The organism is Candidatus Pantoea floridensis, assembly GCF_900215435.1.
GTDB classification, from domain to species: Bacteria; Pseudomonadota; Gammaproteobacteria; order Enterobacterales; family Enterobacteriaceae; genus Pantoea; species Pantoea floridensis.
The window spans coordinates 442316-468693 of sequence record NZ_OCMY01000002.1 but is presented as its reverse complement, the minus strand read 5'-3'; the positions used below and the strand labels follow the sequence as shown (position 1 = coordinate 468693).

Below are 26378 nucleotides of genomic sequence, written 5' to 3'. Positions count from 1 at the left end.
AACGTTCTCATTGCATTAACTGAGAGCCCATTTCAATGGACTCTCATACTTTAACTACTGATAGGTGACGGCATATTGCATTGATGACTCAACCGTACCGGCGGTTGCGGCACTGGTTGCATAATATTGCGCAATATAATTTGCTGAAGCTTCCGTTTCATCGGCTGCCAACGTAAGGTCGCCATCACCGGTATAGCCACCGGTTAAATTGATTACAGCGTCTTTGCTGTCGACTAATTGAACTTCCACATTGGTCGCGCTGCCGGTATTGGTAAGGTTGCCATTAGCCGTGACGTTATTTCCCACAAATACCGTAGAGACTTTTGTTGACGTCGTTGAGCTGCCGGTACAGCCGGATAGACCTACGGTGAATGAAGTCTGGCCTGCTGTATCGCCGCTTTTCGCCAGTTCTGATTTACTGACGGTTGGCATTAGAACGACAGGCGAGGCCGCATTTCCATTTACCGCAATCGAACAGGTTTCATCAGACACTTCGCCCTGAAAGTTAATTGTATTCTCCGATGCGGCAATCGCCGATGATGAAAAGAGTAAACCGCTTAGTAACCGGACTAATAGTTTATTTTGCGCATGCATTGTGTCATCCTTTTTACAAAGTTATAGAAGTGTATCTTGATTAACGTGTCACCAGATTTTAATTTATATAAACGATACAGTGGATGCTGATATCATTAGGCAGAATGATCGGCTAGAGTTTTTTGAAAAATTTGGCGTCATCCTCCCTGTGAAAAGTGTGAAAGTTCATGAGAAGACTTCTGGCATGAATTAATTTCGCTGCCTTAATCACTGCAAAAAGTGAGTCAATCAGCCATAACTTTCCTGCCACAGTAAAAGGCTCGATGCTTTTTTAACATTCAGTTTTCTCAGCGCATTGTCTCGTTGAGAGTAATAAGTTTTCCGCTTTGCACCCTCCAGGTATTGTAAAGCATCACACTGTAGACTTAACTGAAGCGCTTTATATTCTCCAGCCGTAATGCTCGGGCTGTTTTTATAAACATTAACCGGCGTTTTTAAATTGGGCCACGGGTATTTACTTAACGCAGTAATATCAAGAATACGTATCCTTCCACTGTTTGTATTTTCAAGAAATTTTGCCAGTGGCATACATCGTGATGAACTCACTAAAACCACATTTCCCTGAGGAAGTGTAAACTCGCCGGTGCCATTCACCACATGCACTAATGAGTGCACATCCAGCTTTACAAAATGGCAATATCTGGCAGGCGCGGGCAGGCTTGGCTTAAAGGTTGCAATAAAATGTCTTAACCCCACATTAAAGTAATGGTCCTGTTCTGGGAATGTTTTGATATTCATGATTATTCTGGCGTCCCTGATATATTTCGATCTCAAGAATAAAAAGCAACGTTGAATTCAACGTCTGCTAAGTGAGCAGATGCTCCTTCCCATGGACCATGATAATAGCGCGATGTTACTACCCATTTAGATTAGTTTGCTCGCATTCACGGCATGTCCATAATTCTACATAAAAATCAGCGCATCTAAATGACAACATTTCTACCCAATCTTTAACACCATGTTTAGCTAAGTGTATATTGACTTTTTTATTTATATTAGGTTGCGAGAGTTCACATGTCGCTCTATAGTCAAAAAAGAGGCGGCTGTTCGCATAATATTATATTTACTAACAGGACTTTATTCAGGCATGACGCCATAGAAGTTCTTCTGCAGCGAGTAACCATGGAAAATAAAATTAGAGTTTTTGAGGCACTTAATAAGTTATATTTAGACAATGCAGCAAACCCTTTGCTTAATGCAGCAATTCACAAACATAGCGAAATGATAACGGAAGAGTTCAAACGCAAAAGCCATTTCTATAAATTTATCTTTAAGAATAACCGCTTTCTGGTTGCGACGGTAACGGCTTCACAGTTTTACATTAACGAAGAAGCTTGCTTCTCCGATGTAAAGGCCGAATGTCTGAAGTTTGGTCTTGTCAGCGCCAATACCATTTCAAGTCTCCTTACTTTGATGAGTGTTAGTGGCAGAATTAAAATGAAAGTGAGCAAGAAGGATAAAAGAAAAATGCGTTATTTTTTGACTGAAAAAGGCGCAAATGATTCAATAAGTCTAATTAACACAATGACAAGTGCTCTTGATATCCTGAGCGGAAAGAAGCGCTCTCATCACATTTCACTTGATAATATTGCGCAATATTTTTCACGGTATTCGGAAATCTATAAAGCAGGCTTTTTTATTATAAATTTAGTTCCTGACGCTCATCTTTTTATCGACAAGGATTCAGGGCATATGGTCATGCTGAATTTATTCAATATTGGCAATAAGCCTAAAAGAGAAGATTGCAAGGAGGGCGCGCTAACGCGCATCTCACGGGAGTGCAGCGTCTCACGTTCTCATCTGAGAAATATTTTCATCGAAGCAGAAAAGAATAATATGATAAATTATGATCCGAAAAGCGGTGAGGTTGAAATACTCGATAGGTTTAAAAAGATGTTTTACACTTATATGTCTTATTATTTTGCTTTTGTCCAATATGGTCTGCAAAGTGAGTGAAATTTGTGAATTTGGCGTAAGTATTTATTTTTTCCAAAGATAGGACACTAAGCCAGAAACCGATGATTACGTTAATCAGGGCTGCAACACAGCCCTGATTGTTATCGCCTTACAACTTATCTTATGTTGTACTTGGTCTAAGCGTTTTTATCTTTCCCTTGCAGTGCAGAATGATACTTTTCAAAATACTGCTCCATCATCTTTCTTAATGACTTACCGATTGCGGCGTACTCATATTCATTCAAATTAGCCAGAGATATACGTCCTGCAGGTTTAAGGCTACCAAATCCGGTACCTGGAAGCATGACGATGCCGGTCTCTTCTGCAATGTGGAAAAGCAAGTCGGTTGGGTTGAGGGTTTTATTTACCCAATCGGCAAAGTCATCGCCGTAAACCTGACGAGATATTGCCTCTAAATCCAACAGCGTGTAGTAATCTACAGCCTCTTCGGTATCAATATGCGTTATTCCCAGCTCACGGTAGAGCACGGCCTGACGGCGGCGGATCACTTCCGATACAGCGGCTTTATAACCGTCCTCCCCATCCATCAGAGCGAATAGACTGAACAATACCATCTGCACTTGTTGCGGAGTCGATAAGCCGGCAGTGTGATTGAGGGCTACGCTTCGGCTATCCGCCACAACCCGGTCAAGAAATCGTAAAGCGGGAACGTCTGGCGTAAGGGAACCATAGCGCTGCTGCAGACGATGATGTTCTGCATCGCTAATATTTCTCAGTTTGTCATCCAGAATATTGTTCTGGTGGGTGGCGATCACCCCCAAACGCCAACCCGTTGCACCGAAATATTTTGAGAATGAATAGACTAAAATGGTGTTCTGCGGGCAGGTAGCAAACAATGATTTAAAGTTATTCGCAAAGGTACCGTACACATCATCCGTGAGAATGATTAAATCGGGACGCTGCTCAACAATTCTCGCCATTTTATCCAGGGTGCGTTGATCCATTTTCACTGAGGCAGGATTGCTTGGATTGACGCAGAAGAAGATTTTAATAGCCGGGTCGAGCAGTTTCTCTAACTCTTCATCGGGATATTGCCAGTTATCTTCCGGCGACGCATTAATCATCACGCTTTCAAGCCGGTAATCCTCCAAATGCGGTATTTCAATATAAGGGGTAAAAATGGGCGCGCCCATTGCGACTTTATCACCTGCGGTAACCAAACCATTTGTGCGAAGAGTATTAAAAAGGTAGGTCATCGCGGCCGTACCTCCTTCCACCGCAAACAGTTCAACGTCCTCAGCCGAAATCAGGCCGCCAACCATTTCTTTGACGATATACTCGCGGGTGATTTTTTCACTAAGCGACAACATACGTGGTGGAACCGGATAATTGCAGCCCAGAATACCTTCCACCATCTCATGTAAAAAATCGGAAGCGGAAAGCCCCAGCTGATCACGGACATAGCTTACGGCCCTCGACAAAAATGCAACGCCTGGTTGCTCATGGCCGCGAGAAAGAAATGCGTCGAAACGTGCCTCAATACCTTCAATGCGCGGTATACCTCCAATGCCATGCGGCAAATAAGAGAAGGATCGCTCCGCCTCTTCTGTGGCAAATAATCCAAGACGCCAGAAAGCACGGCGGGGCAAGGTCGCGATGAAGTTAGGATTGCCTCTACCTGCATTAAGCATCATGCGGTCGGGTTTACCGGAGGCGAGTTGTATCAGGGCGTCTTTGAGTTCGAAGGGACTGAGTGAAGCATATTTTTCGTAAGGGTTAGACATGGTAAATCTCTCCAGATCAGGAAGCATTTCATTGTCATACCAGCGCGACGATAAGCGGGCCAAGCAGGGTGAGAAACACATTTGCCAACCCGTATGTCACGGCAAAGGGGGCGGTAGGAATGGCATTGCCCGCCTTATCGAGAATTTCACCAAAAGCGGGATTCGCACTTCGCGTGCCAGACAAAGCCCCGGCAAAAATCGCCGTATTGTCATAGCGCAACAAATAGCGACCAATAAATAACGTGATCATTAGGGGGAGGACAGTCACGACAATGCCGATCAGGAAAATAGAGATGCCGTTATTTCGCACGGTCTCGACGGCTTGCAGGCCCGACTGTAAGCCCACCACCGCAACAAACCCCGCCAGCCCTAAATCACGCAGCAAACCCGATGCGGGCAAAGGCATATTTCCCATTAGTGGTTTTCGTGCCTGATACCAGCCAAACAGCAGGCCGGACAGTAGCGCTCCGCCGCCGCTGCCCAGCGTTAAAGGTACTGAACCAACACGCAACACCAGCAATCCCAGCAACAGGCCAAAGGTCAGGCCAAAACCGTGAAACATCAGATCTGTTTTTGGACTTTTCAGCAACACCGGACCGGCTAGCGTCACCGCACGCTGAATGTCCTGTTCGCTACCGTACAGCGTTACTACGTCATTACGCTCAATGACAGCATCATCTTTGAAGGGCAACACCACATCACCCCGTTTAAGTGCGGTGACATAAATACCGTGCCGGACGTCGCCCGAAATCTGTTTGCGCAGTTCATCCACCCTTTTTCCCATCAGCGCGGGGTTGGTTAGTAAGACTTCGGAGGTTTTCATCGTCATCTCCGGCCCATCCTCCGCATCCAGCTCTGTGCCTAGCGAGGGAGCAAGTGCAACGATCCCTTTGCGTCGACCCACCAATAACAGGATATCGTTCTCGTTGAGCACCATGTCAGGCGTGACAGCAATGACTTTATCGTCACGTTTAATGCGTTCGAGCGTGACAGGAAAATTTGATTGGGCCAACGCTTCAACCTCCGCCACGCTCTTGCCTGCGGCCGGTCCCACCCGGAATACCCTTCCCACCAGCTCGGGGAGTGCAGGGACCTGACCAGGCGCCAGAATGGTTGCGCCGTGCATCATTTCCTGTTCGGCTTTTATCGCGTCCTCGCGAATGGATCGGCCCATTATTTTCGGCAGAATGTTAACGCAGATGATGATGGCGCCCAGCGAGCCGAAGATGTAGGTGACCGCGTATCCCACCGCCACATTGCCTTGCATCTGCTGAAGTTGTGCGGGATCTAAATTCAGTTTAGCGATGGCGGCACTGGCCGTACCGATGATGGCTGATTGTGTCAGCGCCCCTGCCGCAATGCCTGCCGCAATGCCTTTGTCCAGCGCGAAGAGTTTGGCCATCACGACCAGGGTGGCTAAGGATGATATGACCAGAACTAACGCCAGAGCAATTTCACGCAATGTTCGTCGACCTAATGAGGAGAAGAACTTTGGTCCACTTTCAAAGCCCACAGCGTAAATAAACACGGCAAAAAGAACGTTTTTGATTCCACTGTCAATGGTAATTCCTACCTGGCTTATCAGCACGGCGATAAGCAAAGCGCCTGCAACGCCGCCAAGTTGAAATGCACCCAGTTTAAATTTGCCAATCCATGTGCCTATCGCGAGAGAAAGGAAAAGCGCCAGTTCCGGTGACAGACGAAAAACTTCTTGAATCAAATTCATAGAAGAATATCCTGCAGTTCGGTTCTTGAAATTCGGGCATATTTATCCGCCCGCTGAGTGGTTTATCAGTGGTAAAGAAACGTCAATATGTAACACCTTAAATAGGTTAGCTTTAGATTTCACTTTGGCAAACTTGATAACTAAAATACTTCCTAAAAAAGAATTAACGTGCGATAAGTCGTTTAACTATCAGTAAAAATCTGAGAGAAATAATTCTCTCACGCTCCGTTTTTATTTACATTTTATTACCTTATGCTGACTTTTTATTGTCATATGATTTATCCGGTTAAATAGCCGTGTTGCAAATATCTCTGCTATCGACTACCGTGAAAAAAAAGGTAATCCAGGTATTTTCAAATGCAGAACATTGGAAAAAACCTGAAGTGTTCCATATTATAAATATCTCTATACAAGAATGATGCGGCAACTCGTCAAGAGGACGTTTCATCAACTTACTCACAACACAGTGAAATATGAGGTAGTTATGTCCGTGGAATCGTTAAACGATATCTCAAAAGATTTATCCGCCTTTGTTGGAACGCATTTTGTCTACACCTACGATAATGGATGGAAATATGAGTGGTATGCGCGCAACGACACAACGTGTGATTATCGTATCCACCAGGGAATGGTAGGTGGCCGATGGGTAACCCAGCAAAAGATGAATGCCGTACAGTTCGCCCCAGGTATTTATAAAGTAGACTGGCACGAACCGACAGGAACCTGTGTAAGCCTATTATTTGATCTCGAAAGAAAACTTATTCATGGTACTATTTTCTTCCCTCAATGGATTGCCGGTGAAGGACAGCACCCTGAAAAAACGATTTGTTATCAAAACGAATTTATTGAAGATATGCATCGTTTTCGCGATGAAGGTCCGGCTTACCCTTATGTGATTATTCCGGAATTTGCTAAAGTCACCTATATGAAAAATGAAGGGCCTGATAATGATGCTGTTATTAATATGCCTCCAGGTCAACTTCCGAGTGATTTCTTCGAAGGGAAATAAGCGGTGCTTGCTTTATAAAGGTGTTTGTGCCGAAGGTATTAAATGAACGGACAGCCTCTGGCATTAAGCAGTAATGCCAGAGGCTGTCCGGTTGAGAATGCGTTAACGGCTTATACCACTTATCGTTAGTCTCACGAAAACGATATCTAGCGGATTTTCAGGCGGTTAAACACCGGAATCGCTCAATGTTGCGCGAACATGAGGCAGACACTCAGGATAATTTTGTTGTATAAACTCAATCATTTTTTCCCGGACGAGGCAGCGCAAATCCCAGGCCGTGGGGGAGTTTTGTGCCGTCATCAGTAATCTTATCGTCATGGTTTTATCATTGGTATCGGTAACCTGAAGCACCTGTGTCTGTTGATCCCAAAGTTTTGTTTCACTGAGTACTTTTTCAAAATGTTTGCGCAGGGGATCTAACGGCATGGAATAATCCACATAAAGAAAAACAGATCCTAATATTTGTGCATTATTACGCGTCCAGTTCTGGAAGGCATTTTCTGTAAAGTAGGTAATAGGCAACACCAGGCGGCGCAGATCCCAGATACGCACCACAACATAAGTCAGGTTGATCTCCTCAATCCAACCCCATTCATTTTCAACCACCACCGCGTCGTCAATTTTTATCGGTTGCGTAAACGCTATCTGAATTCCGGCAAATAAATTGACCAGCGACTTCTGAAGAGCAAAGCCAATGATTATCCCGGCAACGCCGGCGCCCGCAAGGATAGTCGTGCCGAATTTACGCACCCCCGGAAAACTAAGTAGGATCAGAGTAAGACAGAATGATACCAGTAATACTATAGCGACTTTTTTAACATAGATTATTTGAGTGCGAATTTTTCGCGCGCGGAGATTGTTTGAAAGGTTAATGTCATAGCGTATAAAGAGCATATCCTGCGCGACATTAGTCAACCGGATTAAAATGGAGCAAAATGATAATATAATAAAAATGTTGGTCGTGGTCGTAATAAAGGCAAGGGAGTCTGGGTGAATGTTAATATAATTAACCCCGACATTGATTAACAGCAAGGGAATGAAGAGAAACAGCGATCCGCTCAGATGTTTTTCGAGTGATTTGAATAGCTTTCTGTCACGGCTCTGCCAGTAGCGGATAAACCTGAGAAGTATAAACCGCGCCAGAAAACCCAGAGCGAGCGAGAGCGTGACGAGCAATACAGCAGGCACCCATACTGGAGCACCAGATAACTCACCAAATATTAGTGGCATTCTTTTCCCTTATATTCAGCCAACAACCTTTAGCTGTCAGGTAATTCATAAAAATTCAGTAACCGTTGTCTTTCCGGTTATCTGCGAATGACATGTTTAACGCACGTTAGTTTAGGAAGAATTTAAACATCCGACTTCCCCGACAGGTAAAAAAACCGCGCACAATGACGGTTTTCTAAGGGGGATGCTAGCGCAACTCACTGAAATATATGATGACGGCTTCTTTTATTCTCGGGCTAGTAGGACCACTCTTAAAGTGGCCGCAAGCACAACGCGAGGTCATTTACATAAAACCCTGACCCAACGCTTTCTACCGCAAACAGTTTTACTCCTGCACACGCTCAAATGTGGCAATTACCCGGTCAATATGCTTCTTCATCGCGGCTCTGGCTGCTTTAGCATCCCGTTTTTCTAGCGCCGAGAGAATCTCCATATGCTCCGTTTCTGAGACGAGCGGCATATCGCTCGGCGTGTAGTGCGCCTGCAACATGCGGAACATACTGCCATAGCGATGACCGAGCAGATGGCCGATGATAAAGCCGTAGGCGGGATTGCCACTCGCCTGGGCGATGCGAATGTGGAATAAACGGTCGCCGGGATGGGTGCGCGACTGCGCACGGTTATCTTCACAGTTTTGCCGATACGCTGCGCGGATGAGGGCCAGCTCCTGATCGCTGGCATGCACGGCGGCAAGCGCAGCGGCCTCTGGCTCAATCAGGCGGCGCGCCTGCAGCAGCGAGAAAGGCGGCAGTTCGGTGGAGAAATCCAGCTTTATCCCCAGTTCATCGTCGGGTTCCTTCCACTGATCGCGCCCGGCTTGCATCATCACCGGTTCCTGCGTAGTGGAACGTGCTTTCACAATCACGCCATTGCCCACTTTCACATCTACCAAGCCAATCACTTCCAGAGCGATTAGCGCTTCACGCACCGATGCGCGACTAACTTGTAGCTGCTCTGCCAGCTCGCGCTCCGCTGGCAGACGGCTGCCGGGAGGAAATTCATTGTTATCGATAAGTTTGATCAGCTGGTCAGCTATTTGTCTGTAAAGCCTGGGGTTTTCCATCTTTTTTATCGGCATCGCACTGCTACCTGTCTACATAAATTAAGTGATCGGATGCACAAATAATCATCAGCACACTTGTCAATGTTACGCAATTGTCAATAAAACGTAATGCGTCAGCGAAAAAGTTGCCAGCGTTATTTTGCTAACCCGGAAGGGCAAAACTCACTTTTAATGGCCTGACCATTAGATCTTTGGACCAGAGGAAATGCAATGAATTTATCCGGAAAACGCGTGTTAATCACCGCCGCCGGGCAAGGCATCGGCCTGGCCAGCGCGCGTTATTTTGCGCAGCAGGGCGCAAAGGTTATTGCCAGCGATATCAACCTTGCCGCGCTGCAGGATCTGCAAGGTATCCGCGCTTATCAGCTGGATGTGACCGATCGCCAGGCAATTCGCGCAGCGGCGCAGGAGCTCGGCACGCTCGATGTGCTGTTCAACTGTGCAGGTGTTGTACACAGCGGCAGCCTGCTGGCGTGCAGCGAAAAGGAGTGGCAGTTCGCGCTCGACCTCAACGTCACGGCGATGTTTCACATGATTCAGGCCTTTCTGCCGGGGATGCTGCAACAGCAGCAGGGCTCGATCATTAACATGTCATCGGTGGCATCCAGCGTAAAAGGCGTAGTCAATCGCTTTGCCTACAGCGCGACCAAAGCGGCAGTGATTGGCCTGACACGCTCGGTAGCGGCGGATTACATCGGTGAAGGGATTCGCTGCAACGCCATCTGCCCCGGCACGGTCGATTCGCCTTCGCTACGCCAGCGCATCGCCGCGCAGGCACAGGCGGAAGGCCGCACGGAGGCGGAAGTGTATGACGCCTTTGTCGCGCGTCAGCCGATTGGCCGTATCGGCACCACAGAGGAGATCGCTTATCTGGCGGCCTATCTGGCCTCCGATGCCAGCGCTTATATCACCGGCACCGCACAGATTATTGATGGCGGCTGGAGCAACTAACAGGAGTGCAGTCATGAAATTATTACGAGTGGGCGAGCCGGGAAAAGAGCGTCCGGCAATGCTGGACCAACAGGGTGAACTGCGCGATTTGTCGCACTTTGTCGATGACATCGCTGGCGATGCGCTGCTACCTGCCGAACTGGAAAGGCTGCGTCAGCTGCCGCTCAGTGAACTGCCTAAAATCAGCGGCCAACCGCGCATTGGTGCCTGCGTCGGGCGTATTGGCAAATTTATCTGTATTGGCCTGAACTATGCCGATCACGCCGCCGAAACCGGTGCTGACATCCCGCAAGAACCGGTGGTGTTTAGCAAATGGACCAGCGCCGTGGTGGGACCAAACGATACGGTGCGCATTCCTCGCGGTTCGGTGAAAACCGACTGGGAAGTCGAGCTGGGCGTAGTAATCGGTAAAGGCGGTAGCTATATCGCCGAAGCGGATGCGCTGTCGCATGTCGCAGGCTACTGCGTGGTCAACGACGTTTCTGAACGTGAATATCAGATTGAACGCGGCGGCACATGGGACAAAGGCAAAGGCTGCGACACCTTTGGTCCGATCGGCCCGTGGCTGGTGACTGCTGATGAAATCGCCGATCCGCAGCAGCTTAATTTGTGGCTGGAGGTGGACGGCAGGCGCTATCAGAACGGCAACACCCGCACCATGATCTTCACGGTTGCGCAGATCGTTAGCTATCTCAGTCGGTTTATGAGTTTGCAGCCGGGCGACATCATCTCAACCGGCACACCGCCAGGCGTGGGGATGGGACAAAAACCACCGGTTTATCTGCGTCCGGGGCAGGTCATCCGGTTAGGCATCGCCGGGCTTGGCGAGCAGCGTCAACTCACCGAGGGCAGCGAACAATGACCAGACTTACCGCATTGCGCGTCGAAGACATCCGCTTTCCTACCTCCGAACAGCTCGACGGTTCGGATGCGATGAATCCGGACCCGGATTATTCTGCCGCTTACGTCATCATCGAGACGGATAACGCGGCGATCAGCGGACATGGTCTGACTTTTACCATTGGACGCGGTAATGAAATTTGCTGTGCGGCAATACGCGCGCTGGAGCACCTGATTGTTGGTCGCCAGCTGGAGTCAATCACCGCCGATATGGGGCAGTTCTGGCACGACATCACCAGTGATAGCCAGCTGCGCTGGATCGGCCCGGATAAAGGCGCGATTCATCTGGCGACCGGCGCAGTAGTCAACGCAGTATGGGATCTGTGGGCCAAATCGGAAGAGAAGCCGCTGTGGCGGCTGGTGGCTGATATGTCACCGCAGGAGTTGGTGCGCTGCATCGATTTCCGCTACCTCACTGACTGCATCACGCCGGACGAAGCGCTGGCATTGTTGACGGCGCAGCAGGCTGGCAAAGCGCAGCGCATCCGTGAGCTGGAGCAGCACGGTTATCCCTGTTACACCACCTCGGCAGGCTGGCTCGGTTACGACGACGACAAACTGCGTCGCCTGTGCCAGCAGGCAGTCGATGCCGGATTCTCACACATCAAGCTGAAAGTTGGACGTGACCTCGAAGATGATATTCGCCGCGTGCGCATTGCGCGTGAAGTGCTGGGACCGGATCGCCAGTTAATGATCGATGCCAACCAGGTGTGGGAAGTGAATGACGCGATTGAGTGGGTGCAGCAGCTGGCCTTCGCGCGACCGTGGTTTATCGAGGAACCTACCAGCCCGGATGATATCGAAGGGCATCGCAAAATCCGCCAGGGCGTCGCGCCGGTGAAGGTGGCAACCGGTGAGATGTGCCAGAACCGCATCATCTTCAAGCAGCTGATTATGCGTGAAGCGATTGACGTAGTGCAGATCGATGCCTGTCGCCTCGGCGGCGTTAATGAAGTACTGGCGGTAATGTTAATGGCAGCGAAATACCAGTTGCCGGTGTGCCCGCATGCCGGCGGCGTTGGACTGTGCGAATACGTCCAGCACTTGTCGATGATCGACTTCGTTTGCATAGCCGGCAGCCATCAAGGCCGGGTCATCGAGTATGTCGATCATCTGCACGAGCATTTCTTACATCCTTGCGAAGTGCGCGGCGCTGCCTATATGCCGCCTAGTGCGCCCGGCTTCTCTATCGAGATGTATCCCGCCTCGCGCGAGAAATACCGCTATCGCGCGCAGGGAGGCTGAGGTGCGAATCGACGCTCATCAGCATTTCTGGCGCTATGACGCGGTGGACTATCCGTGGATCGCGGAATCCATGACGCGCCTGCAACAGGATTATTTACCCGATGACCTCGCGCCGCTGCTGGCGCAACGGCAGCTGCAGGGCTCAATTGCCGTTCAGGCGCGGCAGTGCGTGGCGGAGACGCAGCAGCTGTTGCAGTGGGCGCAGCAGCACGCGGCAACGCAGGTGGTTGGCTGGATTGACGTCAGCGCCGCGCACCTGACGGCGCAGCTGGAAGCATTGCAGCATCCGCTGCTGCGAGGGTTCCGTCATCAGGTGCAGGATGAACGCGATCCCGCCGCATGGCTACGGCAACCGCGTGTGGCGAGCGGCATCCGTCTGCTGCAGCAGCGTGATTACGTGTGGGAAATGCTGCTGACCTGGCGGCATCTGGCGGACGCTACCCGGTTTGCCGCACAGCACGACCGTCACTGGCTGGTGCTCGATCACCTCGGCAAACCGGATATTGCGCGCGGCGCGCAGGCGTGGGGCGAACAAGTGGCGGAACTGGCCGCAATGCCGCACGTGGTCTGCAAATTATCGGGGCTGGTGACTGAGGCGCCGCAAGGCCAATGGCACAGCGCGCAGCTGCGGCCCTTTATCGATGAGGCGCTGGCGCGTTTCGGTCCGCAGCGCCTGATGTTTGGCTCAGACTGGCCCGTCTGCCTGCTGGCAGCGGAGTACCACGCGGTGGCGCAGCTGATTGAAGACGCAATCGCTGAGCTTGCAACCGACGAACAGGCCGCCATTTGGGGCAACACGGCGGCGCAGGTATATAGCCTGACAGGAGAGAAGCATGAATCTGTTTTTGCAGGATAAAGTGATTATTGTCACCGGCGGCGGATCGGGCATTGGTGCCGCCATCTCACGACTGCTGGCGGAAGAGGGCGCCATTCCGGTGATCGTCAGCAACGCACAGCCCGATGAGATGTGGCTGGCCGGCTTGCGCGCGCTGCAACCGCAAACCGAAGTGCTGCTTGCCGATCTGTGCGATGAGCAGAACTGCCAGCGTGCGGTTGAGGCCGTGCAGCAGCAGTTTGGGCGCATCGATGGGCTGGTGAACAACGCGGGTGTCAACGATGGCGTCGGGCTGGAAGCGGGGCGCAGCGCCTTTGTCACCTCGCTGGAAAAGAATCTCATCCACTATTACCAGATGACGCATTTCTGCCAGCGCGCGCTGGAAAACAGCGGCGGTGCGATCGTCAATATTGCTTCGAAAACGGCACTGAGCGGACAGGGCGGCACCAGCGGCTACTGCGCGGCCAAAGGCGCGATTCTGGCACTGACGCGGGAGTGGGCGGTGTCACTGCGCAGCAGCGGTGTGCGGGTCAACGCCGTGGTGCCCGCCGAAGTAATGACGCCGCTGTATGAACGCTGGATCGGCACTTTTGCCGATCCGCAGGGCGAACTGGCGAAAATCACCCAGCGGATTCCACTCGGCCAGCGCATGACCACGCCAGAGGAGATCGCTAACACCGTGGTGTTTTTGCTGTCGTCGCGCGCTTCACACACTACCGGCGAGTGGCTGAGCGTTGATGGCGGCTATCTGCATCTCGATCGGGCGCTGTTATGAGCGGCGCAACCGAACGCTACGCTCTGGCGCTGGATCTGGTGGACGAGGCGGACAAAATTGCCGAATACCAGCGCCTGCATCAACGCATCTGGCCAGAAGTGGCGCAGCATCTGCGCCAGCACGGCGTCATCAATATGGAGATTTACCGCCTTGGTACCCGACTTTTTATGGTGATGGAGGTGAACGAACGGTTTAACGCGCAGGATGTTGCTCAGGCCGCTGAGCAAAATCCGCATATTCAGCGCTGGGAAGCGCTGATGTGGCAGTTTCAACAGCCAACGCCCTGGACGCCAGAAGGGGAAAAATGGGTGGCGATGGCGCGAATATTCTCTTTGCAGGACCAATAACAACACTTACCGACTGTACCCTACGAGGATATAACCATGTCTACACAACGCGTCGAGACGCCAGAAAACATTGGCGTCGGGGGAACTATTAGTCTGCGCTGGGCGTTCATGCTGATTACTACCCTGTTTTTTATGTGGGGCGTGTCATACGGCCTGCTGGATGTTCTTAATAAACACTTTCAGGAAACGTTAAGCGTTACCAAAGCCCAATCGGGATTATTACAGGCGGCCTATTTTGGTGCCTATTTTATCATCGCGCTGCCGGCCGGTTATTTTATGCGTCGTCATGGCTATAAGGCTGGCATCCTGGCGGGATTATCGCTGTACGCCCTTGGCGCGCTGCTGTTTGTGCCGGCGGCGATGGTCAATAATTTCTCGGTATTTCTGTTTGCGCTGTTCGTGCTTGCCTGCGGGCTTGGCTGCCTGGAAACCGCGGCTAATCCGTACGCTACGGTACTGGGCGATGCCAACGGCGCCGAGCGTCGTCTCAATCTGGCGCAATCTTTTAATGGTCTTGGGCAGTTTGTCGGGCCTATGATTGGCGGCTCGCTGTTCTTCACCCACGCCAGCCAGGAAGCCGCGCAGGACAGCGTCAAAATGACCTATGTGGTGATTGCGTGTGTGGTTATCGCTATCGCGCTGTTATTTAAGCGTACCGCGTTACCGGATATTCGTGAGGCCGCCAGCGAGCATGTGCAGCAGCCCGGTGCCACGCTATGGCAGCAAAAACATTTTGTCGGCGGGGTGATTGCGCAATTCTTTTATGTTGCCGCTCAGGTTGGGGTAGGTGCCTTCTTTATTAACTACGCCACCGAGCACTGGCATGGCGTGACCAATCAAAGCGCGGCTTATATGCTTTCGGTTGCGATGATCTGCTTTATGCTGGGACGTTTCTTTTCCACCTGGCTAATGGGCAGAGTTAAACCAGCGGCGATGCTGGCGGCCTACGCGCTGATCAACATCGTCCTGAGCGCCATTGTGATGTTAGGCGCAGGCGATGTCTCCGTTATCGCGCTGATCGCCATCTTCTTCTTTATGTCCACCATGTTCCCCACCATCTTTGCTATGGGCGTGAAAAATCTCGGGCAATCCACTAAACAGGCCAGCTCGTTTATGATCATGGCGATTGTGGGTGGTGCAATTATGCCTTACTTCATGGGGCTGATTTCTGACCACGTCAGCACGGCCGTGGCTTACAGTTTACCGCTGCTGTGTTTTGTCGTGGTGTTGGTTTATGCGCTGAGGCAGCGGAGACATTCATAATGACGTCTTCACGTTAGCTTGCGAGGCTGATAAGAGCAGGGCAAGGGCGATGCTGCGGGATCGCCCTTACATGCCGCCAGGCAGGAGTAAAGCAGGCGTGTTTGGCTTAGAGCGGGTAGCAAAATGAAATTAGCAATAACAGTTTGTTAATTGTTATGTTATAACATTTACTTTGACATATAAGGTTAATGTTATGAAAATTAAGAAGTCATTAGTCGTTGTGGGATTAGTATTCAGTTCACACGCCTTTTCACATGCCCATCATTCACACGGTGCGCCACTCACCGCGACAGAGGTGAGTGCGGCAAAAGGTATTTTTAATGATGGCGATATCAAAGACCGACCGCTCTCTGACTGGGATGGCGTATGGCAGTCTATCTATCCATATGCCAAAGATGGCAGTTTGGATCCGGTTTTCCGCAAGAAGGCGGAAGCCGATCAACGAAAATCATTTGAGGATATTAAGCATTACTATTTGAAGGGCTATGCCAGCAATATTACAGATATTGGCATTGAAAACGGGATGATGGAATTTACCGCCAATGGAGAAGTTAACGCCTGTAAATATACTTATAAAGGGTACAAGGTCCTCAATTACGTATCAGGAAAAAGAGGCGTTCGCTATCTTTTCGAATGTACCGATAACAAAAGCGCAGCCCCTAAATTTGTGCAATTTAGCGATCATATTATTAGTCCGAGAAAATCATCGCACTTTCATATTTTCACCGGCAACGTATCACAAGATGCGCTCTATAAAGAGCTGGAGAATTGGCCAACATTTTTCCCCTATCAGCTGACCAAACAGGAAATTGTTGATGACCTAATGCATCACTGATCCCTCAGGGATAAAGGATGCTTTCGTCGCTGGTAGGCTATGAGCCGGACTCTGACGTCCGCTTCTTAACGCGAGACATCAAGAAAAGGGTGAATAGAGGCTACGTTCCATTAATAACAGCCTGTTCCACTACAGGCTGTTTTGCATCTAGCCATGAAACGTTGCTCACAAACATCCTGTATGCAGCTTTGTGTCAGCGGCCTGGTGGTTTATTAAGGTATTTCATCTGAAAACCGTGCGCTAATCGCATCGCGTTCATACCCCTGCGGTTGCGTCAAAATCTGGTATAAATCTGGCCGACGACCGTGGATCCAGCGGCGTCCAGTACTCATTGCCAGCAGGGTCAAATCCAGCTCAGCGCTGACCATGGCATCTTCAGCGGCCCAGGTTTCCTCAATCACTCTTCCATAGGGATCCAGGATCATCGCATTGCCGGTGCGTACTTCGTCGTCATCGGCGCCTACACCGTTACTGAAAAGAAGGAACAATCCGTTGTCATGCGCGCGTGCGGGCAGCCATCGCATTAACCATTCCCGGCCGCTTTGGCCTCTGAATGCCGCAGTGATTTCATCTTTACGCGTTTCCCGTTCCGCCCACAAATCGAGAGGAATCGGCTTCATCGCATGCGGGCTACGGGAATCAGTACCGCCGGTTTGATGGGGGGCGAGCAGGATATCCGCACCCATCAATGCCGTTGCACGCACGTTTTCCACCAGATTATTGTCCCAGCAAATTAAGATGCCTACTTTTACCCCCCATGGTGTTTCAAATACCGTAAACCCGTCGCCGCTGCTGATTGCGGGATGTTCGAAAGCGTGAAGTTTACGGTGCGTGTGCAATGATCCATCTGGCATACAGGCAACGTAAGCATTATAGAGTTGGCCATCCTCGGCTTGCTCAATAAGCCCCGCGCCAATAAGCATTTGATGCTTAATCGCCAGAGAACGGATTAACATCAGGGAAGGGCTGGTTTCAACCGGCTCAGCCAGAGCAGCCACCTCAGCAGCGGTGAGTTTGGGCACATGCCAGTAGCCGGTGATACACATTTCTGGAAAGGTGAGAATCTTCACCTCTTGAAGCGCCGCCTTCTCAATAAATTTCTCCATTATCAGCAGATTATAGTGTTTGTTATTGGCTTGATGCTGAAACTGTACGGTTGCAGCCTTTAAGGTGGTTAATGTGGGCATGATGCTTCTCCTCGGAATCGGAACTGAATTACACAGGAGCGACCGATAACTGTATAATCAATTTATTTCCCTTTTCGATAACATCCTGGAATGTAAATATGAACACCCGGTTGCTAAACGCCTTTGTGATGCTGGCTGAAAAAGGAAATTATGCGGAGGCGGCCCGCGCGCTCTATATTTCGCAGCCGGCGCTGACCAAGCAGATTCATCTCCTTGAATCTATAGTGAACATGCCTTTATTTTCACGTGGCCGCCACGGAGCAATACTGACGGTTGCAGGAAGACGCCTACTGCCACAGGCAGAAAAGGTTGTTCGGCAAACCCAGTTATTCATGCATCATGCTGGGCAGGTTTCAAAAGGGATTGAAGGGAATATTGCAGTGGGGTTCGGTCTTTCGAGCTTTTACCTTGCTCCGCGCTGTATTGCTGAATATCGCCGTGAGTATCCGGGTATTGAGGTTTCATTAACGGATCAAGCATCCTTCCTGCAATACGACATGCTGCTGAACGACGAGCTTCAGTTAGGATTTGTCAGGGTTCCTCCACCCGTAGCGCTTGATTACCTGCCATTATTTACCGATCGATTAGTTCTGGTTGCGCCGGCAACATCTTCATTTAGCGTTGCCGATTGGTTAAAAAAAGTCCCGCTGTTGCGACTTCACACCACGCGCGGGCGGGGTTTAAATGCGCAGATTGATCGCTATCTGCATGACAATGCCCTTTTTACTTCCTCTATTCAGGAGACTGACGATATACAAACCATTGTCGCGCTGGTGATTGCGGGAACGGGCGTTGCGCTTTTGCCTTATAGTGTGGTTCATATAGCGCCGCCAGAACTGGTTATTATTCCGTTAACGGGAGAATCGCTGAGCTGGCAGGTTGGTATCGCCTGGAATGCAAATCATGAGGATGTAATACGCGACAATTTTATTGCCAGCATAAGAAAGGCGATGACGATTAATAAAGAAGAGTAAGCCATAGCGTTTCATTTAATCATATTGACAAAGACTCAATGCATATGGTTGTATCATACAACTAATAGTTGAGGGTTAATGTTTATGCGCTCTGAATCGCTGATGGTTGAAAATATTCGTGTCGCTTCGCGTCAAATGGTGCGGGAGTTGGGGTTCATGAACCACACTCTCGCAGCGACTCAATACTCTCCTTCCGTTGTTCACACTTTGCTGGAAATTGAAGCCCGGGGATTAATGACTGCGGCTCAACTGGTTCAGATTCTGGGACTTGAGAAGTCCAGTGTTAGCCGCATGTTGTCCAAACTGGTCAATATTGGTGAACTGGAAGAACAGCCTTCAACTGAGGATGCCAGAATTAAGCAGCTTGGTTTAACCGCGAAAGGCGAAGAAACAGTGCGAAAAATCAATGAGTTCAGTAATGAACGCGTTATGGGCGCGTTAAAGAAATTGGATCCCATACGGCAGCAGGCCGTTTCACAAGGTCTCAGCGCTTATGCCGCTGCTCTTAAAGCCTGTCGTGAAAACAGTGTGGTAGATTCTTCGACCAGTTGCGAAATCGTTAAGGGGTATCGGGCCGGAATGATTGGCCGTATCACTGAAATGCATGGCAGTTATTATGCAAGAGAACATCAGTTTGGCTATGTTTTTGAAAGCAAGGTTGCAGCAGGCCTGGCGGAATTTTCAGGACGTCTGGAAAGGCCATGTAATGAGATCTGGTTGGCCATACAAAACGATCGCATTGTTGGATCGGTAGCAATCGATGGGCAAGATCTTGGAAACAATGAGGCGCACTTGCGATGGTTCATCCTTGACGATGGTTGTCGTGGTAATGGCGTGGGCAAAAAACTCATTTCCGCCGCTATGAAGTTTTGCGATGAAAAGGAATTTTCAGCCATTCAGCTCTGGACGTTCAATAAATTGACAGCGGCACGGCGTCTTTATGAGTCATTTGATTTTGAATTAACCAAAGAGTGGCAGGGTGACCAATGGGGAAGCCGTGTTACAGAGCAGCAGTTCACTCGGTTGGCGCGATAATGAATGAATAACCGCACGACGTGCGGTTCGTTCTATTTTTTAATATGCACGGTAATGAAGTAACAGAAAAAAGCGTAAAGTCTTATCGCAGTGTGCCGATATAGATAGCGTTTTTTTACTATATGGATATTACATGCGTAAAGTTATCTGCTCCATTGGATTCATGCTTGGAATGACAGGGGTAACGTTACCTCTTCACGCCAATACATTGACGCAAAGCCTGACGCGTTGCGACACAACATTTTTCAGTGAGATTTATCATCAGCGAGCCAAACTCAGCCGCGTAGCACCGTTAACGGTGGATAAGCACTTTCAGGCTTGGTTCAAAGCGCCTGTTGACGGTAACGGCACCATCTGGTTTACCCAATCTCTTCAGGAATTAAACCTGAAAATAGCGGGATATTTTCTGCAAACCAGCAATCTCGATGAAATCAGTTACGGTAAATACTATTACTGGGGCTTGGTTTTCAAAGAATCACCGGAAGAGGTCATGTCCAGGCTCGATCATTTAACGTGGAGTAAGGCAGGGGATGATTATATCTCTCAGGCGATGATTAAAGCAGACGCAAACAGTGTTTGGGAAAAAAATGCACAGGCGGTGTCGGGTATTGCCCCGGCAAAAGAGAGTGCCGAAAAGCTCTTAATGCTCAGCAAAGGCAAAGAAGGAACATTATTGCTCTGTTCAGTTCAGGGAAATGTAACGCCTGACATGCTCACCACATTACGACCTGATTTATCCGGTGGGGCAGCAAAATGAAAAAGTTGACATGGCTGGTATTGTTTATGCTGTCGGGCTGTGCCGGGACCACTACACCCCAGCCGCAAACGCCCGCTAAAGCACCGGCTGGTTTTATAAAAGTTCTTGCAGATGAGCGCGTGACGTCATATGTCGATTTCAGGGTGATTTCAACGTACCAGGGTAATAGCCACTTACGCCGGTTTTATTTCATCAATAACTACGCGAAGCAGACGCAGATTATAAAAAATCCACCCGTCTACGTTTCAAGTTCTCGGGCAATCGATGTGATTAACTGCGACAAAAATCAGCGTGCCGTTATGGGTCGTACACTCTTTTCCAAACCGTTCGCGGAGGGCGATCTTATTCATGCGTCACCGGATGTGGGCCAATGGGAAACTTACCCGAAAGACTCTCTTTTCGGGATAATTGCTGAAAGCATGTGCAGCATTCCCGTAGAAAGACTTAAGCCAGAGCCGGCGAAAGAAAACCGCAAACCGCTATTGGATTAATTACCATTCATCTTAACCTGACGCTCCATGCTGAAGCAGATGGCCTATGTTTATTGTGGGCCATCTGCAATAAGTAAGAGAATAGGGAGCTTCTCTGGCGTGTACCTTTCTACTTAACGCTTCGACCACTCACAACGTTCCGTTGATTCGCTCACCCTAATGATTGAAACGTCTGCGGTTGCTCGACGCAAGCCAGCCATGACACGCCAGGTTAAATTCTTCTTCCGCATTTATTCGGTTTTCCCCTGCATCAGCTGGCGGTATTTCATGCTGTCGTGGTACATCTCATGGAATACGCGGTATTTACGATCGTAATACTCTTTAATCTTGTTGGTCTGCGGCGTGATGGTTTTGCCAATGCGGCTCATGGCGGCCATCGCTTCCGGCAAAGAGTCGTAGGCGCCCGCCGCAACGGTACCCATCATGGCGCTGCCAAGTAACATCGCCTCGCTCTCTTCCGGCAATAGCATCGCGCAGCCTGTCGCATTGGAATGTTCCTGCACAAAGAGCGGGTTTTTGGTGCCGCCGCCGCTCGCCATCATGGTATCGATGCGGTAACCACTCTGGTTCATGGTCTCAATAATATGCCGGGTGCCGAGCGCCAGCGCCTGGATGGTGGCGAGATACTGCAGCGCCATGTCTTCCGGCGTACGTGACAATTTCAGACCTGTCAGCGTGCCAGTCAGCGTCGGATTGGCACGCGGTGAACGGTTGCCGTGAAAATAGGGCAGCATATGAATGTCTTTGGTCAGGAACGCGATATTTTCTGGTTCACCAGCCATTTTGCGCAGTATGCCGTTCAGTATTTCATAAATGGTTTTGCCACTGTCTTTACCCTGTTTAAGCAGGTCCTGATAACACGGGTGTGACTGAATCACATGGTCAATTAACGCGCCGGTGGTGGATTGTCCACCTTCATTCAGCCAGTAATCCGGAAGAATCGCCGAATAGTATGGCCCCCAAATACCACCGATATAGCGCGCGCTACGCGACATCGCCATATGCGCAGTGGACGTACCGCCAATCATCGCGATGCGATTGTCGAAATCCGCCGATTCGCCAGATGCGCCGCTGGCACCAAGAATGCCAAGGCTGCCGGCGTGGGCATCAATAATTGAGACGCTGACCGCTGTACCCGCGATCAGCCCCATCTCGGCGGCGGCGCGCTGCGTCAGACCATGCCCCAGCGGTTCACCCATGGTTTTCACTTCGCTGCCGATTTTTGACGCGTTTTTTTCTAATAAATCTTCCAGACCTATCTGGCGGAAGTAGCTAGTGTCCCAGCGATCTTCGTGACCGATATACGTCCATTTGCAGACGGTGGAACATAAAGATCGCGTAGGGTCCTGCGTGGCGCGCCAGGTCAGAAAATCAGGCAGGTCAAAAAGATGGCCAACATTCTTCCAGGTGGTTGGCATGTGCTGTTTCAGCCAGAGCAGTTTTGGCGTCTGCATTTCGGGGGAAATAATCCCGCCGACAAACTCCAGCACACGATGACCGGTGGCATTGATGCGTTCCGCCTGAGTAATCGCGCGGTGATCCATCCACACAATAATGTTCTGCTCGCTGCGCCCGGACGGGCTTACGGTCAGCGGTTTACCCTCTTTATCCAGCACCACCAACGAACAGGTGGCGTCAAAACCTATGCCTTTCACCTGAATCGGGTTGATATCCGCCTGATTAACCGCGTCTTTAACGGCGTTACAAACGGAGTGCCAAATCTCATCGGAAGACTGCTCAACAAAATCGGCTTTCGGGCGATACAACGTAATATCACGGCTGGCCTGGCCAACCATGCGCCCGGTCATGTCGAAGACGCCCGCGCGGGCGCTGCCGGTTCCAACGTCTACCCCAATAAAATAACTCGCCATGTTTTTTCCCTTCGTAAAAAACGTTCGCTTAGGATTTTCTGTTTTGCAGAGCGATAAACAGGATCAGGACGCAGCCCCACAGGGCCATGGTCAGGTAACTGCTGACGCCCATGAGGTTGAGGCCGCTCTCCAGCATTTGCAGAACGATCAGCGCCAGCACTAACCCGATGACCCGTCCGAAACCGCCGTCGGGATTAATTCCGCCGAGTACGGAGGCCAGAATGGTCACCAGCAAATAGGCATCGCCGTAGCCTGCTTTAGCCGAGTTAAATTTGGACATCATCAGCAGTGCCGCGCCCCAGCCAAGCAGAGCGGAAAGCACGTACACTGCGATGGTGACTTTATGTGTATTAACACCGCTGAATCGCGTGGCCTGTTCGTTGGAACCCATCAGATACAGGCTGCGCCCGAGCGTGGTGTGTTCAAGTAAGACCCACAACAGCAGCGCCACCAGCAGGAATAACAGCAGGGCAACAGGAATGCCCAGCAGGCTGCCGTTGCTGAGGTACTGAATCGCCGACGGGAAGCCGGAAATCACGGCGCCGTTAGTGAGCAGAATATTCAGCCCAGCGATCAGCGTCATGGTCCCGAGCGTCGCCAGAATCGGCGACACACCGATATAGGCGATCAGCGCGCCATTGAGCACGCCAATGACCATTGCCACCAGCAGGCCGGCGAACATCGCCAGCGCGAAATAGCCAGGCTGGTTTGGGTGCGCCACCAGAATGGCCGCCATCACCAGTGAACAGGCGTTGGCACCGGCAATGACCGAAAGATTGATACCGCCGGTCAACATGGTGATACCCATCCCCAGCGCCAGCATACCCAGAATCGGTAACTGCGAGGCAATCGACTGGAAATTGCCAATGCTGTAAAAACTGCCGCCCAACGTAAATGAGAACAGCACGGCAACGGCGACGATGATCAGCAACTGCAAACGGATAATGTGATCGCCGGGTAAGAATCGGTTTAAGGTTGTCATGTCACATCCCCTTTGCGAGTTTGCGCTTTTCATTCCACGCGGTGCTGCTAATGCTGACCAGAATGATCACGCCGCTGAAAACCTGATGCCAGTAAGATGAAATGCTTAGCAAGGTCATGCCGTTTTGCAGGAAGGCCAGCAGCATCACACCCAGAATGGTGCCTGTCAGCGAGCCGCGTCCGCCGGTCATGCTGGTGCCGCCTAACACCACTGCTGCCAACACCGTCAGCTCATAACCGAGCAGGGAGTTAGGCGCGACCGACTGCGTAATTTGCGCCTGAACCACGGCAGCAATGCCCGCCAGCAATCCCATAAAACCGTAGACGTAAAAGTGCAGCCGCAGGATATTCAGACCAAGACGAGAAGCCGCGTCACGATTACTGCCCATGGCATAAATCTGGCGACCCACGCGTGTGCGGTTCATCAGCACCCCGGTTGCGATAATCACGCCCAGCAGGCTGAGCAGTGGCAGCGTCAGGCCATAGTCGTAACCATCGGCGGCGGTAAAGGAGAACCAGTTGATGCCGTTCATAAACCAGTCGGGAAAACCGTACAACCAGGTGCCGTTGGTGAGATACACCAGCAAACCATAGAACAGGTTAAGCGTGGCAATCGTGATAATGATGGCCGGAACGCGCAGCCAGTACACCAGAAAACCGTTGACCAGCCCAAGCAGCAAACCGCTTCCCATCGCCAGGGCAAATGCCAGCGGAAAGCTGCCGCCGTGGTGAATGATGTAACTTGCCATCACGTACTGACCAATGGAGGTGACGGCCGGAAATGAAATGTCGATGCCGCCGGCGATCAGCACCACAAACAGGCCGCAGGCCAGAATACCCAAAATGGCGTAGCTGGTGGCGACGTCAGTCAGGTTACCCAGCGTCATAAACTCGCTGGTGCTGACGCTCAGGCCTATCACCAGCAGCAGCACCAGTAATCCCAACCAGAATTCATGCTGAGAAAACAGCTTCGAGAGCGCCTTGTTATCCATTGATTACCTCCGCAATCTGCGCTTCGCTGCTCTGATGCGGCGCGAATTCCGCCACCAGTTCGCCTTTGCGCATCACCAGCACGCGGTGACTGTTGTAATAAGCCTCCGGGATTTCATCGCAAATCATCAGCACCGCCATGCCGGACTCCGCTAAATCGCGCGCAATGCGGTAAATCCCTTCTTTATTGGCGATATCCACGCCCACGGTGGGTGAATCGAGGATCAGGATATGTGGCCGCGTTGCCACCCATTTGGCAATGGCAATACGCTGCGCATTACCGCCAGAAAGGGTCTTCACGGGTAAGCGGCTATCTGAGACTTTAATATTCAGATCGCGGATGAGATCTTTCACTACCGACGCGGCTTTAGGGTGATCCATCAATCCTGCGACGGTGTGCAGCTTGTCGAAAATTGAGACCAGCGTGTTGTCATAGATGGATTGCTCCATGATGAGCCCCTGCGTCAGACGATCTTCTGACACATAGGCTATACCGTGGCGGATGGCGTCGCGGTTCGAGTGGAATTGCACCGCCTGGCCGTTGATGCGGATCTCTCCGCTGTCGGGCTGGCTCATGCCGAACAGGCTCAGACAGAGTTCCGTACGCCCCGAGCCAAGCAGGCCGACAATCGAGGTGATTTCGCCCTGGCGCAGCGATAGCGAGATATCGTGATATTGCCCTTTGCGGCTCAGATGGCTCACTTCCAGCAGCGGCGTTACGTCGGCAGAGGCACGATGGGGCAGGTGACTGTAGGTAAAACGCTGGCCGGTCATCAGGAAGGCCAGTTCATTGCTATCGAGTTCGCTGGCCGGATAGGTGCCAACCAGTTTGCCGTCGCGCATCACGCTGATGCGGTCGGCCACTTCCATCACTTCATCCAGACGATGGCTGACAAACACCACGCAGATCCCGGCGGCTTTCAGCTCATTCACCACGCGCAGCAGGCCGTTTACTTCTGTGCGGGTCAGTGACGCGGTGGGTTCATCCATAATCACCAGACTGGCGTCAGCGGCGATAGCACGGCATATTGCCACTAACTGGCGGTCGGCGATCGACAACTTTTCGACTTTACGATCCGGATCCAGAGCAACGCCGACGCGTTGCATCGCCGCCACGGCTTTTTTGCGCATGGCCGCGCGATGCACCCAAAAATCACCGCCCGGCAAATAACGGTGAATGGCAATATTTTCGGCCACCGACAAATTTGGGAATAAAGACAGATCCTGATAAATAACCTGAATGCCATAATAAGACGACAGCTGCGGCGTGAGAGTATGAAATAGTTTTCCGTCCAGAGTAATGGCCGCGCCTTTTTCCGGCTGATAGACGCCGGAAATCACTTTAATAATCGTACTTTTGCCGCAGCCATTTTGACCGGCAAGACAATGCACTTCGCCTTTATTGAGTGTCAGGCTGAGATTGTCTAATGCTAATACGCCGGGAAACCTTTTACTGATTTTCTCGAGGCTGATAAAGGCCTCAGCAGGGGCAGGGGACGTGTTGAGAGTATTCATCACAGATCCTTAAACATACCCGACCGGGTTCCAGCGGAGGCGTTGGCTGTACTCGTTCACCCGAAACGCTAACATAGGTCAGCTCTGCCGGGTTTACTCATTT

At 50.7% G+C, this 26378-nt stretch carries 25 protein-coding genes; 14 read left to right on the top strand and 11 right to left on the bottom strand.

The features are described 5' to 3' along the window. Nucleotides 1-54: 54 nt before the first annotated feature. Together CRO19_RS22745 and CRO19_RS25955 are read right to left on the bottom strand one after the other, a co-directional pair. Nucleotides 55-594: a fimbrial protein gene (locus CRO19_RS22745; RefSeq protein WP_097098100.1), complete on the bottom strand. Its 540-nt coding sequence runs from the start codon at nt 592-594 to the stop codon at nt 55-57. A 228-nt stretch (nt 595-822) separates the two neighbouring features. Then, nucleotides 823-1332 carry a hypothetical protein gene (locus tag CRO19_RS25955; RefSeq protein ID WP_141400278.1) on the bottom strand — a complete coding sequence of 170 codons (510 nt, stop codon included), beginning with the start codon at nt 1330-1332 and terminating at the stop codon, nt 823-825. Nucleotides 1333-1716: 384 nt separating this feature from the next. Here CRO19_RS25955 and CRO19_RS22740 point away from each other — a divergent pair, with 384 nt between their 5' ends. After that, complete coding sequence (locus CRO19_RS22740; protein ID WP_097098099.1) at nt 1717-2550, top strand: hypothetical protein; 834 nt, start codon at nt 1717-1719, stop codon at nt 2548-2550. 137 nt (nt 2551-2687) lie between these two features. On the opposite strand, the gene CRO19_RS22735 is transcribed toward CRO19_RS22740, so the two are convergent. Both CRO19_RS22735 and aspT read right to left on the bottom strand, forming a co-directional pair. After that, the gene (locus tag CRO19_RS22735) at nt 2688-4295 is read right to left on the bottom strand and encodes a bifunctional aspartate transaminase/aspartate 4-decarboxylase (protein WP_097098098.1); all 1608 of its coding nucleotides are present in this window, start codon (nt 4293-4295) and stop codon (nt 2688-2690) included. A 34-nt stretch (nt 4296-4329) separates the two neighbouring features. Continuing rightward, nucleotides 4330-6021, bottom strand: coding sequence for an aspartate-alanine antiporter (aspT, locus tag CRO19_RS22730; protein ID WP_097098097.1), 1692 nt, complete (start codon nt 6019-6021; stop codon nt 4330-4332). Nucleotides 6022-6505: 484 nt separating this feature from the next. Between aspT and CRO19_RS22725 the strand changes: the two genes are divergently transcribed. Beyond that, a complete protein-coding gene (locus CRO19_RS22725; RefSeq protein ID WP_097098096.1) occupies nt 6506-7030 on the top strand; it encodes a phenolic acid decarboxylase in 525 nt (174 codons plus the stop codon). 165 nt (nt 7031-7195) lie between these two features. On the opposite strand, the gene CRO19_RS22720 is transcribed toward CRO19_RS22725, so the two are convergent. Both CRO19_RS22720 and CRO19_RS22715 read right to left on the bottom strand, forming a co-directional pair. After that, the gene (locus tag CRO19_RS22720; protein ID WP_097098095.1) at nt 7196-8260 is read right to left on the bottom strand and encodes a mechanosensitive ion channel family protein; all 1065 of its coding nucleotides are present in this window, start codon (nt 8258-8260) and stop codon (nt 7196-7198) included. Between the two features lie 325 nt (nt 8261-8585). Next, entirely contained in the window at nt 8586-9338 is a 753-nt protein-coding gene (locus CRO19_RS22715) for a FadR/GntR family transcriptional regulator (protein ID WP_097098094.1), read from the bottom strand. A gap of 195 nt (nt 9339-9533) precedes the next feature. On the opposite strand from CRO19_RS22715, the gene CRO19_RS22710 reads away from it, so the two are divergent. From CRO19_RS22710 to zinT, 8 genes are all read left to right on the top strand, one after another. Further along, the gene (locus CRO19_RS22710; RefSeq protein ID WP_097098093.1) at nt 9534-10274 is read left to right on the top strand and encodes an SDR family oxidoreductase; all 741 of its coding nucleotides are present in this window, start codon (nt 9534-9536) and stop codon (nt 10272-10274) included. A 13-nt stretch (nt 10275-10287) separates the two neighbouring features. Continuing rightward, nucleotides 10288-11136: a fumarylacetoacetate hydrolase family protein gene (locus CRO19_RS22705; protein ID WP_097098092.1), complete on the top strand. Its 849-nt coding sequence runs from the start codon at nt 10288-10290 to the stop codon at nt 11134-11136. After that, nucleotides 11133-12419 (top strand): L-fuconate dehydratase, encoded by a 1287-nt coding sequence (locus CRO19_RS22700; RefSeq protein ID WP_097098091.1) that lies wholly within the window; start codon nt 11133-11135, stop codon nt 12417-12419. The genes CRO19_RS22705 and CRO19_RS22700 overlap by 4 nt, the downstream gene beginning before the upstream one ends. Nucleotide 12420: 1 nt before the next feature. Next, on the top strand, nt 12421-13275 hold the full coding sequence (locus CRO19_RS22695) for an amidohydrolase family protein (RefSeq protein WP_097098090.1): 855 nt from the start codon (nt 12421-12423) through the stop codon (nt 13273-13275). Beyond that, complete coding sequence (locus tag CRO19_RS22690; protein WP_097098089.1) at nt 13253-14029, top strand: L-fucose dehydrogenase; 777 nt, start codon at nt 13253-13255, stop codon at nt 14027-14029. Before CRO19_RS22695 ends, CRO19_RS22690 begins: the two co-directional genes overlap by 23 nt. Then, nucleotides 14026-14376 (top strand): L-rhamnose mutarotase, encoded by a 351-nt coding sequence (locus tag CRO19_RS22685; protein ID WP_097098088.1) that lies wholly within the window; start codon nt 14026-14028, stop codon nt 14374-14376. Before CRO19_RS22690 ends, CRO19_RS22685 begins: the two co-directional genes overlap by 4 nt. A gap of 36 nt (nt 14377-14412) precedes the next feature. Continuing rightward, nucleotides 14413-15639 carry an L-fucose:H+ symporter permease gene (gene fucP / locus CRO19_RS22680; protein ID WP_097098087.1) on the top strand — a complete coding sequence of 409 codons (1227 nt, stop codon included), beginning with the start codon at nt 14413-14415 and terminating at the stop codon, nt 15637-15639. A 193-nt stretch (nt 15640-15832) separates the two neighbouring features. Then, on the top strand, nt 15833-16474 hold the full coding sequence (zinT, locus tag CRO19_RS22675) for a metal-binding protein ZinT (protein ID WP_097098086.1): 642 nt from the start codon (nt 15833-15835) through the stop codon (nt 16472-16474). 212 nt (nt 16475-16686) lie between these two features. On the opposite strand, the gene CRO19_RS22670 is transcribed toward zinT, so the two are convergent. Further along, on the bottom strand, nt 16687-17661 hold the full coding sequence (locus CRO19_RS22670) for a nitrilase family protein (protein ID WP_097098085.1): 975 nt from the start codon (nt 17659-17661) through the stop codon (nt 16687-16689). A gap of 98 nt (nt 17662-17759) precedes the next feature. Here CRO19_RS22670 and CRO19_RS22665 point away from each other — a divergent pair, with 98 nt between their 5' ends. The 4 genes from CRO19_RS22665 (at nt 17760) to CRO19_RS22650 (ending at nt 20918) form a co-directional block, all read left to right on the top strand. Then, entirely contained in the window at nt 17760-18635 is an 876-nt protein-coding gene (locus tag CRO19_RS22665; RefSeq protein WP_097098084.1) for a LysR family transcriptional regulator, read from the top strand. An 84-nt stretch (nt 18636-18719) separates the two neighbouring features. Then, a complete protein-coding gene (locus CRO19_RS22660) occupies nt 18720-19670 on the top strand; it encodes a helix-turn-helix domain-containing GNAT family N-acetyltransferase (RefSeq protein ID WP_097098346.1) in 951 nt (316 codons plus the stop codon). Between the two features lie 133 nt (nt 19671-19803). Then, entirely contained in the window at nt 19804-20427 is a 624-nt protein-coding gene (locus CRO19_RS22655) for a hypothetical protein (RefSeq protein ID WP_097098083.1), read from the top strand. Further along, nucleotides 20424-20918: a surface-adhesin E family protein gene (locus CRO19_RS22650; RefSeq protein ID WP_320204525.1), complete on the top strand. Its 495-nt coding sequence runs from the start codon at nt 20424-20426 to the stop codon at nt 20916-20918. Before CRO19_RS22655 ends, CRO19_RS22650 begins: the two co-directional genes overlap by 4 nt. 230 nt (nt 20919-21148) lie before the next feature. On the opposite strand, the gene CRO19_RS22645 is transcribed toward CRO19_RS22650, so the two are convergent. From CRO19_RS22645 to CRO19_RS22630, 4 genes are read right to left on the bottom strand one after another with little or no spacing between them, the layout of a single operon-like run. Then, nucleotides 21149-22789: an FGGY-family carbohydrate kinase gene (locus CRO19_RS22645; RefSeq protein ID WP_097098082.1), complete on the bottom strand. Its 1641-nt coding sequence runs from the start codon at nt 22787-22789 to the stop codon at nt 21149-21151. Nucleotides 22790-22817: 28 nt separating this feature from the next. Next, nucleotides 22818-23771: an ABC transporter permease gene (locus CRO19_RS22640; RefSeq protein ID WP_097098081.1), complete on the bottom strand. Its 954-nt coding sequence runs from the start codon at nt 23769-23771 to the stop codon at nt 22818-22820. Nucleotide 23772: 1 nt separating this feature from the next. After that, nucleotides 23773-24762 (bottom strand): ABC transporter permease, encoded by a 990-nt coding sequence (locus tag CRO19_RS22635; protein ID WP_097098080.1) that lies wholly within the window; start codon nt 24760-24762, stop codon nt 23773-23775. Beyond that, nucleotides 24755-26275 (bottom strand): sugar ABC transporter ATP-binding protein, encoded by a 1521-nt coding sequence (locus CRO19_RS22630; protein WP_097098079.1) that lies wholly within the window; start codon nt 26273-26275, stop codon nt 24755-24757. Before CRO19_RS22630 ends, CRO19_RS22635 begins: the two co-directional genes overlap by 8 nt. Nucleotides 26276-26378: the final 103 nt, after the last annotated feature.

Excerpts from the sequence above, each read along its gene's own strand:
- CRO19_RS22745 (WP_097098100.1), bottom strand. The coding sequence starts at position 594 with ATGCATGCGCAAAATAAACTATTAGTCCGGTTACTAAGCGGTTTACTC.
- CRO19_RS25955 (WP_141400278.1), bottom strand. The coding sequence starts at position 1,332 with ATGAATATCAAAACATTCCCAGAACAGGACCATTACTTTAATGTGGGG.
- CRO19_RS22740 (WP_097098099.1), top strand. The coding sequence starts at position 1,717 with ATGGAAAATAAAATTAGAGTTTTTGAGGCACTTAATAAGTTATATTTA.
- CRO19_RS22735 (WP_097098098.1), bottom strand. The coding sequence starts at position 4,295 with ATGTCTAACCCTTACGAAAAATATGCTTCACTCAGTCCCTTCGAACTC.
- aspT (WP_097098097.1), bottom strand. The coding sequence starts at position 6,021 with ATGAATTTGATTCAAGAAGTTTTTCGTCTGTCACCGGAACTGGCGCTT.
- CRO19_RS22725 (WP_097098096.1), top strand. The coding sequence starts at position 6,506 with ATGTCCGTGGAATCGTTAAACGATATCTCAAAAGATTTATCCGCCTTT.
- CRO19_RS22720 (WP_097098095.1), bottom strand. The coding sequence starts at position 8,260 with ATGCCACTAATATTTGGTGAGTTATCTGGTGCTCCAGTATGGGTGCCT.
- CRO19_RS22715 (WP_097098094.1), bottom strand. The coding sequence starts at position 9,338 with ATGCCGATAAAAAAGATGGAAAACCCCAGGCTTTACAGACAAATAGCT.
- CRO19_RS22710 (WP_097098093.1), top strand. The coding sequence starts at position 9,534 with ATGAATTTATCCGGAAAACGCGTGTTAATCACCGCCGCCGGGCAAGGC.
- CRO19_RS22705 (WP_097098092.1), top strand. The coding sequence starts at position 10,288 with ATGAAATTATTACGAGTGGGCGAGCCGGGAAAAGAGCGTCCGGCAATG.
- CRO19_RS22700 (WP_097098091.1), top strand. The coding sequence starts at position 11,133 with ATGACCAGACTTACCGCATTGCGCGTCGAAGACATCCGCTTTCCTACC.
- CRO19_RS22690 (WP_097098089.1), top strand. The coding sequence starts at position 13,253 with ATGAATCTGTTTTTGCAGGATAAAGTGATTATTGTCACCGGCGGCGGA.
- CRO19_RS22685 (WP_097098088.1), top strand. The coding sequence starts at position 14,026 with ATGAGCGGCGCAACCGAACGCTACGCTCTGGCGCTGGATCTGGTGGAC.
- fucP (WP_097098087.1), top strand. The coding sequence starts at position 14,413 with ATGTCTACACAACGCGTCGAGACGCCAGAAAACATTGGCGTCGGGGGA.
- zinT (WP_097098086.1), top strand. The coding sequence starts at position 15,833 with ATGAAAATTAAGAAGTCATTAGTCGTTGTGGGATTAGTATTCAGTTCA.
- CRO19_RS22670 (WP_097098085.1), bottom strand. The coding sequence starts at position 17,661 with ATGCCCACATTAACCACCTTAAAGGCTGCAACCGTACAGTTTCAGCAT.
- CRO19_RS22665 (WP_097098084.1), top strand. The coding sequence starts at position 17,760 with ATGAACACCCGGTTGCTAAACGCCTTTGTGATGCTGGCTGAAAAAGGA.
- CRO19_RS22660 (WP_097098346.1), top strand. The coding sequence starts at position 18,720 with ATGCGCTCTGAATCGCTGATGGTTGAAAATATTCGTGTCGCTTCGCGT.
- CRO19_RS22655 (WP_097098083.1), top strand. The coding sequence starts at position 19,804 with ATGCGTAAAGTTATCTGCTCCATTGGATTCATGCTTGGAATGACAGGG.
- CRO19_RS22650 (WP_320204525.1), top strand. The coding sequence starts at position 20,424 with ATGAAAAAGTTGACATGGCTGGTATTGTTTATGCTGTCGGGCTGTGCC.
- CRO19_RS22645 (WP_097098082.1), bottom strand. The coding sequence starts at position 22,789 with ATGGCGAGTTATTTTATTGGGGTAGACGTTGGAACCGGCAGCGCCCGC.
- CRO19_RS22640 (WP_097098081.1), bottom strand. The coding sequence starts at position 23,771 with ATGACAACCTTAAACCGATTCTTACCCGGCGATCACATTATCCGTTTG.
- CRO19_RS22635 (WP_097098080.1), bottom strand. The coding sequence starts at position 24,762 with ATGGATAACAAGGCGCTCTCGAAGCTGTTTTCTCAGCATGAATTCTGG.
- CRO19_RS22630 (WP_097098079.1), bottom strand. The coding sequence starts at position 26,275 with ATGAATACTCTCAACACGTCCCCTGCCCCTGCTGAGGCCTTTATCAGC.